This window comes from Nocardioides sp. dk884 (assembly GCF_009557055.1).
Taxonomy (GTDB): domain Bacteria; phylum Actinomycetota; class Actinomycetes; order Propionibacteriales; family Nocardioidaceae; genus Nocardioides.
On sequence record NZ_CP045649.1, the window covers coordinates 2,549,583 to 2,564,821 of the forward strand.

Here is a 15,239-nt window from a genome sequence, read left to right on the forward strand (position 1 = left end):
TGAGTTTGGGGAATAGCGGCCTACTCCGCGAGCAGACAGACGGCGCCGACGGTGAGCCCGTCGCCGACCAATCTTCGTATATCCTCCGACGCACGGGGACCCGCTTCGCCAGAGGTGGCCCCGTGCCGGCCGGATGCTCGCGCCGGCGGGCGTGAACCCGAGACCCTTAGAACGAGAACAGGTCCCCGCCCTGCTACGAGGACGGGGACCTGTTCCCTGTGGTCGTTGACTGACTACCCGCCCATCACTGGGTCAGCACCTGGGCCTCACCGATGCGGATCGACAGCGCGGCGGTGGTCAGGTCGAACTCGATGGTTCCGGACTGACCACCACCAGTCCACTCGACAACCCAGTGGCTCGTGGCGGTGACTTGATAGACCCCGTCGGGCTGGCCCGACGACATCTTCTCGTAACGGTGCCCACACGTCGGCGAGTCCTGCTTGCCATAGTGCTCTGCGTACGGGGTCCCCTTGCCCGTGCAGGTCACTATGGCCCCGTCGCCCATGTCCCAGACGATGTTGGAGACGCTGGCGGTGGCACTCACCGACACCGATCCCTCGCTGGCTGAGGCAGTGATAGGACCGAACGTGTCGTCGGTCGGGCTGTCAACCCACATCCACACCGGCAACCCCACAAGCCCGACTCTGTCTGGGCCGGACTCCGGAACGATGCCGATCTGGATGGGATCCAGGTCCATCGACGCAATCGCGCGCTGAGCGAGCACCACCGGATCGATTCTGACTTCTTCGCCGGCCTGTACCCAGGTGTACTCCCAGGACGATCCGGGCGGTGGGAAATAGCAGACGTGCCAGGCGCCGTCTTCTTTCGTCTGGCTCGCGGGCGGCTCGAGATCTTCGCCTAGCTCACCAGCAGAAGGCCCGATCCAACACTCGTGAAGGCTGCTCCACACCGACCCTCCGGGGCCGGTGCACGGGATTCCTCTCCCGTTGTAGTTACACGTGGCGGAGCCGCCGCCGGTGTCGTCTCCGCCACCGCCCTCGCCGCTACCATCCTCGTCCTCGCAGACGACCTCACCCGTCTCCTCGTCAACGTCACAACCATCGGCGCTGGCCGAGGGTGCTACTCCAACCACGACCACGAATGATGCCCCGAGGATCACCAGGAGAGCGCAGATGCGCCTCAGCATGACTCGTCCCAAAGGAGGTCAGATTCGGTCACCTTCCAGGGTCCCTTGCCCTCGACAAGGGTGTACTTGACGGGCGCCGGATTGCGGAGAGGGTTGCCATCAGGAGTGGTGTAATCGGGCGTCCGCACCTTGCCTTTCACCTTCACGGTTACTCCTGAACGGTCCTCACAGTCCGTGATCTCGATCGAGTTGCCCCGGCTTCGCGGCTCCCCGAGCGTATGGACGTAACTGCCGGTCTTCGTGACGTCGGCAGCCTTCATATCGACGACCGCTTCCTGAAGCTCAAGAAACTCTTCACCCGTCGCGACCGGGTTGAGGGTCTTGAAATCGATCGTCCGCTTGCGATGGGCCAGGTCCCTCACCGCGAGGTACTTCGTCAGCTGGGCTGCCGCCTCCTCCTCCGGTGTCTTCGTAGTCGGCGTGCTGGTAGGTGTCGGCGAGGGGGGCTGGCTCCGGGTGTCTGGCACCTCGGGCTCGGTGTCATCGCCGCCGCAGCCAGTGAGAGTCAGGGCGAGGGCGAGGGCCACTCCCCCGAGTGCGGAGTGGTGCTTCCTCATTCGATATCTCCTCCGGTGTTGGGCGGGGTTGTCGTTGGCGCTCAGTTCGAGGTGCCGTCGGCGAGCTCTGCCAGCGAGCCTTTGCCGGGGATCCCCCTAAATCGCTTGTCCGCGTCGTACATGGTGCGGATGGTGTCGCGGACGAGGACGACCCGGTCGACGCGGCAGGCGTCGTGATCGGGCGCGTAGCCGCCGGCCACGACGCGGCGGCCGGTGAGTTCCTGGGTGAACGTCGTCATCGCCGGCGCTCCTTCGTAGTCAGCTCGCCAGCCAGCCGTGTGCACGGATGATGGTCTTAGTGCGCTCCGACAGTTCCATGGGTGCGTCGCCGTCATCGGAGCGGTTGCAGATCTCCGCGCGCAGGATCCGGTCGGCCTCGAGCTGGTTCCCCTCGGCCCTCATGACGTGCGCCAGGCACAGGCGGGTGCTCTCGCCGTCGGGGTCGGCCCGGTTGGCGATGTGGGCGGCGGAGCGGGCCTTGGCCAGGTCGCCGGCCGTGAGTGCCTCGGTGACAACGACGAGAGCGACATCGGCGACCCACCCGCTCGCCATGAGATCGACGCGGTCAGGCTCGTTGGCGAGCCACGCCCATCCCTCTTCGCGCAGCTGACTAAATGGCCGGGTCTCCCCGACCAGCTCGAGGGCGGTGCAGAGATCCGCGACGCCATCGGGGCCGCCTCGGCTCTGCCCGCGTTTGCGGAGGCGGATGAACAGGTCCAGGTCCACGAGCAGGCCGTCGCCGACCTGATAGACGTTGACGCCCCGGAGCTTGGTGGCCGGCGCCTTGTCCGCGTAGGGCAGGTGGTCCTCGCCGGTGCGGGGGTTAGGACCGAGCCAGTCGCGGACGATGTTGGTGTAGTCGCGCACCTTGCCAGAGGTGATGCCGAAGGCCTCGCTGATCTCCTCGCGGGTGGCACCATGCTTGCGGTGCAGGGCGAGGAACGCCAGGAGCTCGGTGAAGTAGGGCTTGCGCTTGGCGAGTGCCTTGCCGTGCGTACGTGCGGTGACCGGGCCGAGCAGCGTGAGGCGTGGGCGATCGCAGTGGGGCGAGAACCAGTCGGCGATGTCTTGGTCGAGGGCGGGGTCCTTCTCCTCAACCTTGGCGCGGACGCGCTCTGGGACCTTCGGCGCCAGGGCTTCGAGGTCTTCCTGCACGATGGCGCTCTGGCGGATGTAGTCCTCGTCGTCGCCTTCGAGGAGGGAGGACGACGGGTCGTCGACGGCGTCCTCGGGAGTGCTGCGGGGCAGGGTGTACTCGCGGCGCAGTGCTCCGGAGGAGTCGGTGTAGGCCTGCCAGCCGTCGGTGGCGGTCTCGTCCACAGGCGTGTCGACGTACTCCGGGGTCTCGCTCTGGGCGTAGACGAGTGCGCAGCCGCGGGCCTCGTCGGGGGTGAGGCCGACGGCGACGAGGTTGAGACCGGCGTGTTCAAGGACGACGCGTCCGGTGCTGGTCATGTGCAGTATCGCGCCGGGTGTGTTCGGGCGTTCGCCCGTAACGACGATGGAGGTCGCGGACTGTCCGACGTGGTCGTTGACCACTTGCAGCAGCTGCTCGAGGTCGTCGGGCTCCCCGGCGGCGGCATCGAGGAGCAGCATCCTGGCGGGCCAGGCATCGTCGTCGACGCTGCCGGTGCGGGCGGTGGACACGTCGGTGTCGTATCGCTTCGCCCGGTCGACGGTGGTCACCGCGGCGGCCAGGATCTCCGCGGTCGCGGGGGTTGCGGCGGCACCGGTCGGGTAGTAAGTGACCCGCTCGTCCATCACCACGGCTTCCTCGGCCACGCCGATGCAATCGACCTGCACGCGGCGCGACCAGGGGTTGACGGCCACCTGCGCGGCGAGGTGGCGGGCGAAGTCGCGGGCGTAGGTGGGGTCGCCGCTGATGGTCAGCGTGGAGAGCTCCTCGCAGTTCAGCAGCCAGGTCTCGCCAGTGTCGCTCAGGCCGATGGTGGCCAGCATCGGGTACGGCGGCTCGACGTGGTCGGTGTCGGGGCCGAGGTCCTCCATCGCGGTGTCCGTGTCTAGGTGCCAGTGGGTCTGGTCGGGGCTGCCCACCCACGGCGCAGGAACGGTGGTCGGGGCGCTCAGGTGCAGCGCCAGCGTGTCCTTCGCGAGCTCGACGGCGGCCAGCGGCGGCATCGTGACGCCCTGGGCTCCGACCGCGGCCGCGAGGCGCCGCAGGGCCTCGTCGGCGAACTCCACGGTGGCCGCCGCAGCGGCGCCGGTCGCCTTCAGCGTCATCTCCACCGGTGCCAACTCGGGCGGCGGGGCGGCGATCGCTCGCCCCGGTGGCCGGTTCCGGTGGGCGGCGCGCCGGCGTGACCGCAGTGCCATCAGCAGCGCTCCGGACAGGAGCACGCCTCCTCCGGTAAGACCGGCGAGGACCCAGGGCGCCTCGAGGATCGAGTCATCAGGGTCGTCTGCCTGGTCGACGTCGGCGGCCGGCGCGGTCGGTGCCTTGGCCTGCGGGACCTCGGGCGCAGCGGTCTCCGGGGGCCCGGTCTCGGGGGCCGGCGGTGTCTCCTCGGCCGACGGGTCGGCCTGCTGCTGCTCGCGTCTAGGCGTGGCAGGGGTCTCGGGCTTGTCTTCGCGAGGCTGCGGTTGGGGCTGCCGGTCACCATGACCCGCAGGTGGCACGGCTCCGGGGATATTGAGCTTCCAGCCGACGTCGATCACGTCCGGGTCGGCGAGGCGCGCGCCGCCGGGCTGAGCGATGCCGGTGGAGGCCTTGTATATCTCCGCCCATCGGTCGGCATCGCCGAGCTCGTCGTGCGCGATGTCGCTGAGTGTGTCCCGGGGTTGCACGATGTAGGCCTGCGCCGCCGCCCCGCCGCCGTCTGTGGCAGGCAGTTTCAACACCCAGCCGGGCTCGAGGAAACTGAGCCGGGAGCCGAGGACTTCGCGGTTGAGCTCGGCGATCTCCGTGTAGCGCGCGCCGTCACCGAAGTGGTCCTCAGCGATTGACCACAGGCTCTCCCCCGGCCTGACCAAGTGATCCACCGTCGCACGCTTCTGCTTCGCCGCGAGGTTCACGCCGTGCTGAGCTGACGTCTGGCCGACGGTCCCGGCTTGGACATGGCCCATCGTCGCCGGCGCCGCCGCGGCGGCCGGGGCGGCGTTGGCGGCTTGCCCGGCGATCGGCGCTGCGATGAACAGCAGCGCAGCGAGTTCGACCAGTCCGTGCGCCGCAGACTGCGGGCGGCCAAGACCCGGCAGCTGCGGCGCCTGGATCCTGCGGACCCGGGCGATGGCCTCCACCACCAGGCTGAGGGTCATGAAGGCCCACGCAGTCCAGCCGATCACCTTGAGCAGGCCCAGGATCAGGGTGCCGTCGTCGGGTGCGAGGAGTGCGTCCTTGACGCTCCCCCAGCTCAGCTCCCGATCGGGGATCGGGCTGACGCCGATCGTGAGGAAGAGGGCCGGCAGACCGATGATGATGCCGAGGACGGCGACCGTAGCGAGGAACCCGGTCAGCCGTTGGCCCAGGGTGGGGGTAGTCATCGCTCGATGCCTCCTTGGGCGCGGATGAGCCGTGCAGACGCCTCCCCGGTGACGCTCATCGAGTTCAGCCCGATGACCCCGAGGAACTTGCTGTCGTAGGTGTCGGTGGTGCGCACGATCAGCGTGTCGCCGTCGACGACGGTGACACTGCCCTCCACACCGGCGGCGTCGAGGTAGTTCTGCGCGGCGGACTTGGCCGCGTCGACGTCGACGCGCAGCTCCTCACCGCGGATGGCGGTTGCGCCCTCGATCTGTTGCGCGCCAGTGCGGGCGGCCTGGGCCGCGGCGCTGCGGGTCTGCTGCTGGGCGTGCACCTTGCCGCCGAGATCGACGGTCATTCCGACCAGGATGACCATCACCACTGACGCGGTGGCGAACCAGACGCTAATGGCGCCCCGCTCATCGCACGGTCGCCGCACCGAGTACCTCATCATCGGCGCTCCCGGTGGGCGTCGACAGGGCTGCTCGCGGTTGCGGTGATCGTGCGGGCGCCGGGTGCGCCGGGGATGCTCAGGTCTGACAAGTTGAGCGTGCAGGTCACCGTGACGTTCACCTGGGCGGTGTCCCCGATCGGCGCGTTGAACGCCCCCGCGTTGACGGTGATGTTCGTACTGGTGCAGTGCACGTCCTGGTCGTGCAGGCTACTTGCGGCCGAGGACCTGCCCGCGGCAATCGCCTGGCTCTGGGTTCGCTCGATCGAGGCTGCCCGTGCTGCCTCGTATGCGGCTGCGTCCACGGCCTGCTGGGCGATCTCGACGCGGCCGCCGAGGATGATCATCGCCACGAACAGCCCGAAGGCCGGGACGCCGATCGCCGCCTCGATGGCCACCGAGCCGCGCTCGTCGTGGCTTCGGTCGATGGCACGTGTCCGAATGTTCATTCGGTGAGCCTTTCGACCGGGACGCTGGCGCTCTGGCGGACAGTCACATGCCACCCGGGAATCACGCTCATGGAATGCCCGGTGACGGTGATCGTGGCCGTCGTCGTGGTGCGTGACCCGGAGACGCTGATCGCCGTGATCACGTCGGATCCGCCGGCGTCCCGGAGGAAGCCGTGCGCGGTCGCCACTCCGGACTCGCGCGTGCCGTTCTCGCTGCCTCCCTCGCGTGCGCCCTCCTGCGCGGCCGCGAGCGCTACCTCCCGAGCGTGGTAGTACAGCGCACCCTGGACACCGAGGAACATCACCAGGAAGAGCGCGGGCATCAGGAAGACCATCTGGATGGTCACGGAGCCGCGCTCGTCCCGCCGTCGGCGGCGAGAGCTGGAGAACATGGACGGACCTACCGGATCTTTCCGGCCTCGCTGGTCACGAAGGCCCTGATCGCGGCGACGACGATGCCGACGATGAGGATGACCGCGCCGGCCCAGATGACCTGCTCGATCGTGACCGAGCCACGCTCGTCTCCTCGGTGCTTGACGATGCGGTCCTCCGTGCTGGCGATCATGGCGAGCGCCGTCACCTGGAGGGTGATGAGAAGTTTCAACATCGCTGTTCCTTTCTGAGTGGTGGAGCTCGGATGGCCCAGAGGTTGACGTCGCTGTTAGGCCGCGAATCGGAGCATCGATGGGGTGACGAGGATGGCCATGAAGACGATGCCGAGCAGGCTGGCAGGGATGTACATGCGCTCTGAGACGGCGTTGGCCTTCCCGAGTTCGGCGCTGAGCATCGCCGAGCGGATTGCGGCGGCGCGGGCGCGGAGGTTGTTGTAGATCTGGGCGCCGTCCTGGCCGGACTGCTGCATGATGTCGGCGAGGTCGTCGAGCTCGGGGACGCCGAGGTCATCGGCGAGCCCGTGGAGGGCGTCCCAAGGGGCGCGGGTCATATAGCGGGCACGGCGCAGCTCGCTCTCGATCCGCTTGAACACCCAGGTGTCGCCGACCTCGGCAGCCGAGCGCAGCGCCTGCTGGCCGCTGGAGCCGTCACGAACCCCGGTGGCGACCATGTCGATGTAGGCGCCCAGGGCCCGGCTGAATTCGATCCGGGCCTTCTTGGCATCGTCGGTGGCGTTGTAGTTGGGCATGAACCAAAACAGCGCGGCGAGCCCGAGCGATCCGAAGGTCGGAACCACGAACGGGAGCGGGAGTCCGATCAACGCGAAGAAGGCCGCAAAGAGAGGCGGCGTAGCCAGGCCGAGGAGCGCCCAGGCGACCTTCTCACCGTAGAACCTGGTCTCGCTGATCTGGAGGATGGCCAGGTCCTTGCGGGGCGTGTGTGCCCACGCTCCCCCGGGCAGATTCCTGATCGCCCACACCCCGATCCGGTCGACGAGCGACCCGGAATCGGTGCTCTCCTCGATCTCGAGCGGCCCGGCGTGGCGGGGCACCACGTAGCCGGGCGAGAGCCGCTCTAGGGCGTCGGCGAGGTCAGGGTCGGACGGGGCCAGGCGCCACACAAGCAGGGCAGCGGCAAGCCCGAGGAGGGCGCCGCTGGCGAGCGCGAGCTGGAGGCCGGTCATGCGAGTGCTCCGTCCTTCCCCCCGCGCACCGCTCGGTGCGTGTTGCGGGCCTGGAGGTCGAGGAAGCGTGGGAGCGGCTTCGCGACCGCCATTCGGCGCATCCACAGCAGCGTGGCCACGTAGGCGGTCAGCAAGACCGTGAGGATGACCTGACCGAGTGGGCTGCCGTACGGCTCGATGTAATCGCCGGTCAGGACGAGTACACCCAGAACGCCGAGGGTGATCACGGTGACCGTGCGGGCGGTGGTGCGTGGTTTGGCCTGGTCCGCGGCGATCTGGCGGCGGGCGCGCACGTCGGCGGCGACGGTCTCGGCGAGGGCGTCCAGCGCCTTGGCTAGGCCGGCCTGCCCGCGCCCGCTGGCGGCGAGGATCAGCTGGCTGGCCACCACGTCGCCGGTGGAGTCGTTGAGGTCCTCGGCGAAAGCGCGCAGCACGTCCTCGGTGGTGGCGGTGTTGTTCCAAAGCCGGGAGACCATCAGCCCGACCTCGTGCTCGATAGGCGCCGGCACCGACTGCAGTGACTTGATGAGAGCCGAGCGCAGCGACTGACCCGCGGTCAGTTTTCCCGACAGCGACCGGGTCCACTCCTCGAGCGCCTCGAGCTTCTCGACGCTCGCGGCTGCCGGCGGAGGCGTGAGCAGCAGCGGGATACCGACGACTGCGGCCGGGACGAGCACGATCGCGATCACCCAGCCGGTCAGCAGCGCGACCAGGAGGCCGGCAGCAGCGCCGCCGGTGGCCAGCATCCGGGTGCGCGAGTTGAGCCGGGCCAGCCAGCCGCCCGCCCGGCCGAAGGGGGTGAGGGTCCGGGTGGGCCGCGGCGGCTTCGGGGATTCGGGGATCAGCGCGTAGACCATGCCGATCAGCCCGATGACGATGAGGGCCCCCAGGGCTGCGGGCAGGAAGGTGGTCATGAGGTCGCCATCCCCGGGTTTGCCTGGGACTCGGCCTTGTACGTCTCGAGGTCGAAGCCGTGGCGGGCGAGCTCCTGGGCGAGGAAGTTGTCGAGCTTCCCGGTAGCGACGGCCTGGCCGAGCTGGTTGGGGGCGAAGATCGCAGTGGTCGCATACCCGCGGGCCGCGTCGATGCTGGGCTGGACGGCCAGGACCTCCTCGACGTGGCGCTGCTTGCGGAAGGTGCCGTCGCCGTGGGGGACGACCTCGGAGCGCAGGTACATGACGATGTCGATGGCAGCGGCGAGCTTGCTGATCGCGAGTTCGCGGGTGACATGTGGGCCCTTCTCCATGGCGCAGGAGACGAGTTTCTCGATGGTGTGCTCGGCGCTGCGTGCGTGGGTGGTGCTGATCGAGCCCGGGCCGGACTCCATGGCCTTGAGCATGTTCCAGACCTCCGGGCCCCGGACCTCGCCGACGATTTGGCGGGCGAGGTTGAACCGGAAGGAGTGGTGGATGGCCTCCTCGAGGCTGAACTCGCCAGCTTGGCGGCCGTCGACGCCGACCTCGCCGGAACCCGGCCGGTGCTCCCAGGCATGAACGATCTTGTGCCGGTCCACCAGCTCGTGCAGGTGCAACTCGAACTCGGTCTCAAAGGTGCCGATCATCTCCCAGGGCGGGATGCACGAGCACAGGGCGCGGACCCACGTCGTCTTGCCCGAGCCCTGGACTCCGGAGACGACGATGCTCTTGCCGGCGCGGACGCAGGCGGCGAGGAAGTCGGCCAGGACCGCGCCGCACGCCTTGCGGTCGTACACCATCTCGTTCATCGACACCTCCCGCATTCCGTGCCGTCGGATCACCACCGAGGTGTAGGCCATCACCCAGGAGCCGGCCGCGAGCCGAGCACCGCCGGGCAGGCGCAGGTCCAGGTGCGGACGCGCTTCGGTGAAAGGCCGGTTCTGCCGGGAACCGAGATCGGCGAGGAACTCGCGCAGCTCGTCCTCGGAGTCGGCGATCGGGGCGGCCTCGACCAGGGTGCCGTCGACGAGCTCCAGCCACACGGCGCACTCCGGGCCACGGGCGATGACGATGATGTTCTCCACATCCTCGCGCTCGACCAGCGGCTGCAGCCGTCCGAGACCGAACAGTGCGGCGTTGATCGCGGCCTTGAGGGCGTTCTCGTGCTGGCGGCTCCACGGCGGACGGCCAGTCGAGACGAGGGTCTCGGCCTCGGACTTGATGAACTCCTCGATGACGTCGAGGCCCATCTGCTCGCGCTCCTCGTCGGTGACACGGCCGCCTTCCTTGTCCAGCCGGGCAGTCAGCCGGGAGGAGATCTCGGCGCGATACTGGGCGATGAGCTCCCAGTCCAGCTCGACCCTCCCCGCGTCGGCACCGTCGTCGTCGGTGGCGGCGATCGCGTGAGGCTGGCCCTCGGGGTGGGCGAGGAGCGGGCGGAGAGTGAAGTCCGAGCGGGTGCGGCCTGGACGCTGGTCCTCGCTGGTCCGGGCGCCCGCGAAGATCGGCAGCGACGTCGGGTCGTGGTCCTCGCTGGTCGACGCCAGCAGGGGTGGTTGTGTGATCGGCTGGTTGCCATTGGTGCCGCGGGCGAACGGGGAGCGCGGCCCGCGGTCGACGCGACGCGCCGCGAGCCACGCGTCGGCACCGGCCGACTCGCGGTCCTGAGCTCCGGGCTCGTGTCCGTTGGTGGTCATCCGCGGCCTCCGACCGGGTGGGCGAAGGTGGCCTGGTTAGAGGTCAGGACGGAGTGGATCAAGGAGGCTGCGGTGCGGTAGCTGCGCACCAGGTCGGAGGACTCGAACCTGCGGGGCTTGCGGGCGCCGTGGGAGTAGACCTCGGCGGCCTCGGGCTCCCATCCCACCGATGCCGTGATGGCGATCTGGAGCGCCTTGGCGATATGGCGCGGCGTGTAGGGACGCACCCGCGGGACGCCCGCGGGCAGTGCCGGCCAGCGCCGGTCCTCGTCGACGAGAAGGAGCCCCAGTCGCGAAAGACCGCCGACTGCGGCGAACTGCTCGCGCAGCATCGTGGCCCACGAGTGCGCACCGGCCAGCGCCGGCAGCGAGCTGCGGGTGACCAGCAAGGTCAGGTCGGAGGCAGCGACGAGCGGCTGCGGCCAGCCCGCGAGACCGAGGCGCCCGGCGTCGACGATGACGTCCTGGCCGTTGCGGTCCAGCGCGCGCAACTGCTCGGCGAGCGGCTCCCACAGCGCCACCAGGCTCGGGGCCTGCTCGTGGGCCCGGATGCCGGGTAGGAACCACGGCGCCCGCTCGGCCGGGCCCTCCGGGTCCAGCAACAACGTCTCGCGAGGAAGAGCGGCAGCCAGTGCGCCCTCGCGCAGCGCGAGGGCGAGGTTGATCAGCCCGCCCGTGGGCTCCTGGGTACCGCGGAAGTAGCCGGCGAAGACCGCGGAAGACCCGGTCGGGTCGGCGTCGACGAGGAGCATGGGACGGTGCCAGTTGAGGGTGAGTCCCAGCGCCGTGGTGGAGACGCCCGGCGAACCGTTGGCGGACGCGAGGACGATCAAGGCCATGCCTCAGCGCTCCCGGGCGTCCAGGACGAGCGCAACCCGCCTGGTGGCCGCACGGGCAGCCAGGTCGGCCGCCTCGGCTTCGGGGACAGAGACGTCGACGACGGTCTCGCCGGTCTCCTGCACGCGGCTGACACCAACAACCACTGCCTCAATCGTGACCGGGTCCTCGTTGGCGACCTCGCCCTGATCGCCGGGCGTGGCGACGATCCGGACGGCATCACCGGAGTAGAGCGGCTCGGCGGGCATCTGCGCGGCGGTGAGGCTAATGCCCACCAGGGACTCCCCCTCGCCCGGCACCAGGCTGTCGGTGACGGCCTCCTCGCTGAGCAGGGTGCCGGCCCACAGGTCAACGGCGGCGCGGCTGCCCTCAAGGTCGGCCTTCCGGCTCCCCGCCGCCGGGGTCAGTACCGGGTCGACGCTCAGCCGCGCGACCGAGAGATCGCCGGCCTCGATGGTCTCGCCGCGCTTGATGTCGCGGCTGACGACGAGGACCTCTTGAGTGTCGTTGATCGAGGTGAAGGCGAACGCGGTTCCGAGCGCTCCGGCGGCAACCAGGACGGCCATCAAGGCGAACACCCACGGCTTGCGGCGGCGCTTCAGACGTCGACTGTTGTCGAGATTGGATGCGGCTCGGCCATCTGGGGGCGCCTCGCCCCCGGCGCCTTGAGCGGTGTTCAGCGACATGGATCCCGAGTCCTCTCGTGTCTCCGTCACCTATGGGTCAACACGGGCCTGCGGCGATCAAGATGAACCAGGTCGACCGACGCACTAGTGCGTTTCTGTCGAGCGTCGCGCTCTCAACTGTGGACCAATTCCGAGATGCCATCGCCCAGTCCTGACCGCAAGGGGACGCGCGGCCCAATCCCCCCGATGGGACTGAACATCAACGCTTCCGAATCTCCGGCACCCATGGGACCACACCCTTGTGCGAAGCTCCCGGACGAATTTCGCACCTGTGGATGACGGTCAAACCCGTGTGCACTACGAACGGGTTCACGCCGAGAGTGTTCCGCTGGCGGGCGCGGGCGTCCTGATGAGGGCACCTAGCGACGCGGAAACACTCGTCGGGGCACGGCGAATGCCCGTGGCCGCGAGATCACGTCCAGCTTCCAGATCGTGTCGGCGGCCTGGCCCGCTGCCAGTCCCCCACCTGGCCACAAATGTCGCCGGCTGGCATCCGCCGATCTTCCCCTGTATTGGGTATCCGCTTACCGATCTTCTTCACCCCTCGGTGACCAGAAAGCGAGGCGGACTGTTGGCACGCCCCAACTAGAACCCTGATCCCCGGCGTCGTCGGCTTCACCGCACGCGACAACGCCGCTCGCCCAATTCGCCCCGCCCGGGTGCCAGCGCGACGACTCAGGCCGGCGCCGACTTCGTGGATCAGGGGTCAGCAGCCGGGTTCAAGGACCTCGTCGACTCCCGTGAGCCAGAGCGCTCGGTGGCGCCAGCCCGTGAGCCTCGCCGGTCCGACCCGGTCGCCCTCACTCCCACGAACCCCGGGGTGCGCCCGGTCCGGGCATACCGCAGTGACGGCGAGGTCTAACTGAGTTTGCCCCTACTGGCTGGACAAGTTGTCGCGTGCCGGCGTTGTTTCCGGGAAGCAGTCCAAGGTGCGTCGCAGAACGGCTCGCCTCGAACGACCTCACCGGCAGAATCGAGCAAGCAGACAACGATGAGTGGTGCTCGCCGATGCCCGGCGACGCCTCAAGAGCGCTGCTCCGTAGCGTCCCAGCCTGCCATCTAGCGAATACGGATGGTTCGGTCTTGTTGCTGTTCGCGTCGACTTCTGTCGACTCGTTCTGAAAGGGTCATCGCATGGATGGAAGTCGCGACGGGCGAGCACTGGTTGTCCTGCCTACGACCGCCGAGGCTGTGTCAGCCTCGGTCGCCTGTGCGCGGATGTTGGGACTCCCTGCCGACGAGCCCGAGGTCATCGCTGAGGGGTACAGCGTCCGCGTGCGGCTACACCCGGCCCCTGTAGTCACCCGAGTCGTGACCGCCGGTCGAGAACTGCGCCCGAAGCCGTTGGACTGGCTGCAGCGTGAAGTTGCCGTCGCTCGATACCTCGCCGTGTCGGGCGTGCCCATCGTTACCCCTTGGGCCGACCCTGGACCCCATCTTGCTGAAGGACTCGAAGTTTCCATGTGGCACTGGGCTGAACACGACGACCGGCAAGTGTCTGCCGCCGAGTTCGGCTCGATGCTCGGCCCCCTTCACGAAGGGGGGGTAGGAAATACAGTTCTGACCTGGCCTTTCAAGGCCTGACCTGCGCGAACGACCGACTCGCCGGGAACGCAACTTCTAATTTCGTGGAACGCCTGCCTGCGAAGCCGACCTTCTAATCGGCCTAGGACTGGACCAGTCGTCAACCTCCGTGAACCGCGGGCTCAGGTGAGTGTCCCGGGGTCTGCTGCACGGATAGGTGACATCTTGACCTGACCTGTCACACGTTCTTGCAGCAGACCCCTCCGCGTCCGCTTCATTTGCGCGGTCCACTTGCGCGCTACTTGCGATCACGGTTCGCAACTGGTGCGTTGCAATTAAGACCGCAAGGACAGTGCCGAGGCCACCGACCCACGTGCCGACTGCGTCGAACAGTTGAACATCGAAAGTGCAGTCGGACCCACGACATGTAGTCCATGAGCCGGCGAGCCATCCAAGTGCGAATAGCGCTCCGGCTCCGATGACAGCCAGCCAGATGTTCATTCGTAAGAGCTTGACCACGTGCAGAGCCTCGCACGCGACTCGCCGAGACGTGCGAAGGTCGGCGGAGGGGTCTGCCCCGTCTTCGGTTTGACGTGCCCTACGGGCTGGTTACCCGCTTGCATCACCCCGGAAGGCTGCGTGGCCGGTGACGCGCAGACCGGCCGCTCACCGGGATGAGGTACCCGAGGCGCGATCTGGGGACTCGATGTCTCTCGGCACCTTCAGATAGCGGCGCTCTCCAAGTCGGAGCGCCCGCCCGAAGGAGCATGGGACATTGACCACTCGACCCGAGTACGACGCACAACAGGTGGTGGCAGCAACCAGCAACATAAACAACTTGATGAAGGAGCGACTGAGGATAATCAAAGATCTCGAGGCAACCTCGAAGCGGAATCGATGGGGAGAAACCCCAGACGCGCGCCAGGCGCGCCTGGAGCAACTGCACACAGACGCAGTCGCGTCGCTGGCAGTACTGCACTTACGAATCGAACGAGAGCGAGCGCTAGAACGGGATGCGCGCGGTAAGTTGGCCACCGCGAACCGCAGACTGGACGAGGAGCTGGCGAAAAAGGAAGCCAGTGCTTACCGCCAGCGGATGCCGCCCGCCGGCCAAGGACCGCCATTACTTACGGAAGCCGATTTTCAGCGCGCTCAGAACAGCGTTCCCCGTGGGCGTTCATACTGACTATCTCGGCCATGACGGCCGTAGCCGTACTTGCGGTGACAGCCGGGGAAGTCTCTAACACCGTCACGGTCATCCTCGGGATAAGCAGCCTGATAGTTCCAACCGCCATGGGACTGCGATCCAACCACCTAGCAAAGCATGGAAATAAACTGGCCGCACAATCTTTGGCCTACCAGAAGTCAAGCGCGGGACACGAAACCTCTGCAACTCCAACGAAAGGAACAAAAGGCTCGAGCGAAGCTGGATCATCCTCCGCTCCCCACCCCCCTCCTCCCTCGACCAAGTCCCAGCCATCACCATGAGAATCAAGACCACGGCTGAGCAGGGACCTACGCCACCTACCCGCCGTGCTGGCACCCGCTTCGGCGTGGACCAACAGGAAGATGCCAATGGTTACCAGGCCGGTGAGTCCGAGGTCACCGCTCTACGGCCAGACGTCAAGGAACAACACCCAAAACCGCCTGACCCTAAACAACAAACAGTCAAGGACTCGGCGGACCGCCCCACTACGTCGGCAGAGCAGACTCCGGCGACCGGCCAAGTGGCTAGCACGCAGGACGAGGAGGCTGAGCACCTCACCGAGGAACGTCCGGGGCCTCGGGGCGGCTAAGGAACTGAGCCCGGACCAGCCTCGCGAGATTGCACACCCGGAACGTCGCCGACCTTGCACCGCACGTCCGAGTGACGGTGCGGCGCTTCGCTCACTTGGTCACTCGGCGCGGCTCCAGTCGGAC

The 15,239-nt window shown here is 67.9% G+C and carries 13 protein-coding genes; all 13 read right to left on the reverse strand.

What is annotated here, in order from left to right:
• Nucleotides 1-244: 244 nt before the first annotated feature.
• The 13 genes from GFH29_RS12300 to GFH29_RS12360 are packed head-to-tail and all read right to left on the reverse strand — an operon-like array spanning nucleotide 245 to nucleotide 11,795.
• Entirely contained in the window at nucleotides 245-1,147 is a 903-nt protein-coding gene (locus GFH29_RS12300) for a hypothetical protein (protein WP_153324029.1), read from the reverse strand.
• The gene (locus GFH29_RS12305; protein ID WP_153324031.1) at nucleotides 1,141-1,704 is read right to left on the reverse strand and encodes a hypothetical protein; all 564 of its coding nucleotides are present in this window, start codon (nucleotides 1,702-1,704) and stop codon (nucleotides 1,141-1,143) included. Before GFH29_RS12305 ends, GFH29_RS12300 begins: the two co-directional genes overlap by 7 nt.
• A gap of 41 nt (nucleotides 1,705-1,745) precedes the next feature.
• On the reverse strand, nucleotides 1,746-1,943 hold the full coding sequence (locus tag GFH29_RS12310) for a hypothetical protein (RefSeq protein WP_153324033.1): 198 nt from the start codon (nucleotides 1,941-1,943) through the stop codon (nucleotides 1,746-1,748).
• A 19-nt stretch (nucleotides 1,944-1,962) separates the two neighbouring features.
• Complete coding sequence (locus GFH29_RS12315) at nucleotides 1,963-5,205, reverse strand: LysM peptidoglycan-binding domain-containing protein (protein ID WP_153324035.1); 3,243 nt, start codon at nucleotides 5,203-5,205, stop codon at nucleotides 1,963-1,965.
• A complete protein-coding gene (locus GFH29_RS12320; protein WP_153324037.1) occupies nucleotides 5,202-5,639 on the reverse strand; it encodes a TadE/TadG family type IV pilus assembly protein in 438 nt (145 codons plus the stop codon). The genes GFH29_RS12315 and GFH29_RS12320 overlap by 4 nt, the downstream gene beginning before the upstream one ends.
• Nucleotides 5,636-6,085, reverse strand: coding sequence for a TadE/TadG family type IV pilus assembly protein (locus GFH29_RS12325; RefSeq protein WP_153324039.1), 450 nt, complete (start codon nucleotides 6,083-6,085; stop codon nucleotides 5,636-5,638). The genes GFH29_RS12320 and GFH29_RS12325 overlap by 4 nt, the downstream gene beginning before the upstream one ends.
• Nucleotides 6,082-6,432, reverse strand: coding sequence for a TadE family protein (locus tag GFH29_RS12330; RefSeq protein ID WP_267128519.1), 351 nt, complete (start codon nucleotides 6,430-6,432; stop codon nucleotides 6,082-6,084). The genes GFH29_RS12325 and GFH29_RS12330 overlap by 4 nt, the downstream gene beginning before the upstream one ends.
• Nucleotides 6,433-6,485: 53 nt before the next feature.
• Complete coding sequence (locus GFH29_RS12335) at nucleotides 6,486-6,692, reverse strand: hypothetical protein (RefSeq protein ID WP_153324043.1); 207 nt, start codon at nucleotides 6,690-6,692, stop codon at nucleotides 6,486-6,488.
• A gap of 54 nt (nucleotides 6,693-6,746) precedes the next feature.
• Nucleotides 6,747-7,661, reverse strand: a complete 915-nt coding sequence (locus tag GFH29_RS12340) for a type II secretion system F family protein (RefSeq protein ID WP_153324045.1) — start codon at nucleotides 7,659-7,661, stop codon at nucleotides 6,747-6,749.
• Nucleotides 7,658-8,575 carry a type II secretion system F family protein gene (locus tag GFH29_RS12345; protein WP_153324047.1) on the reverse strand — a complete coding sequence of 306 codons (918 nt, stop codon included), beginning with the start codon at nucleotides 8,573-8,575 and terminating at the stop codon, nucleotides 7,658-7,660. Before GFH29_RS12345 ends, GFH29_RS12340 begins: the two co-directional genes overlap by 4 nt.
• Complete coding sequence (locus GFH29_RS12350; protein WP_153324049.1) at nucleotides 8,572-10,272, reverse strand: CpaF family protein; 1,701 nt, start codon at nucleotides 10,270-10,272, stop codon at nucleotides 8,572-8,574. The genes GFH29_RS12345 and GFH29_RS12350 overlap by 4 nt, the downstream gene beginning before the upstream one ends.
• A complete protein-coding gene (locus GFH29_RS12355; RefSeq protein ID WP_153324051.1) occupies nucleotides 10,269-11,111 on the reverse strand; it encodes a hypothetical protein in 843 nt (280 codons plus the stop codon). The genes GFH29_RS12350 and GFH29_RS12355 overlap by 4 nt, the downstream gene beginning before the upstream one ends.
• A gap of 3 nt (nucleotides 11,112-11,114) precedes the next feature.
• Nucleotides 11,115-11,795 carry an SAF domain-containing protein gene (locus GFH29_RS12360; protein WP_228387462.1) on the reverse strand — a complete coding sequence of 227 codons (681 nt, stop codon included), beginning with the start codon at nucleotides 11,793-11,795 and terminating at the stop codon, nucleotides 11,115-11,117.
• Nucleotides 11,796-15,239 lie beyond the last annotated feature (3,444 nt).

Coding starts and splice junctions, on each gene's coding strand:
- GFH29_RS12300 (WP_153324029.1), bottom strand. CDS start 1,147: ATGCTGAGGCGCATCTGCGCTCTCCTGGTGATCCTCGGGGCATCATTC.
- GFH29_RS12305 (WP_153324031.1), bottom strand. CDS start 1,704: ATGAGGAAGCACCACTCCGCACTCGGGGGAGTGGCCCTCGCCCTCGCC.
- GFH29_RS12310 (WP_153324033.1), bottom strand. CDS start 1,943: ATGACGACGTTCACCCAGGAACTCACCGGCCGCCGCGTCGTGGCCGGC.
- GFH29_RS12315 (WP_153324035.1), bottom strand. CDS start 5,205: ATGACTACCCCCACCCTGGGCCAACGGCTGACCGGGTTCCTCGCTACG.
- GFH29_RS12320 (WP_153324037.1), bottom strand. CDS start 5,639: ATGATGAGGTACTCGGTGCGGCGACCGTGCGATGAGCGGGGCGCCATT.
- GFH29_RS12325 (WP_153324039.1), bottom strand. CDS start 6,085: ATGAACATTCGGACACGTGCCATCGACCGAAGCCACGACGAGCGCGGC.
- GFH29_RS12335 (WP_153324043.1), bottom strand. CDS start 6,692: ATGTTGAAACTTCTCATCACCCTCCAGGTGACGGCGCTCGCCATGATC.
- GFH29_RS12340 (WP_153324045.1), bottom strand. CDS start 7,661: ATGACCGGCCTCCAGCTCGCGCTCGCCAGCGGCGCCCTCCTCGGGCTT.
- GFH29_RS12345 (WP_153324047.1), bottom strand. CDS start 8,575: ATGACCACCTTCCTGCCCGCAGCCCTGGGGGCCCTCATCGTCATCGGG.
- GFH29_RS12350 (WP_153324049.1), bottom strand. CDS start 10,272: ATGACCACCAACGGACACGAGCCCGGAGCTCAGGACCGCGAGTCGGCC.
- GFH29_RS12355 (WP_153324051.1), bottom strand. CDS start 11,111: ATGGCCTTGATCGTCCTCGCGTCCGCCAACGGTTCGCCGGGCGTCTCC.
- GFH29_RS12360 (WP_228387462.1), bottom strand. CDS start 11,795: ATGTCGCTGAACACCGCTCAAGGCGCCGGGGGCGAGGCGCCCCCAGAT.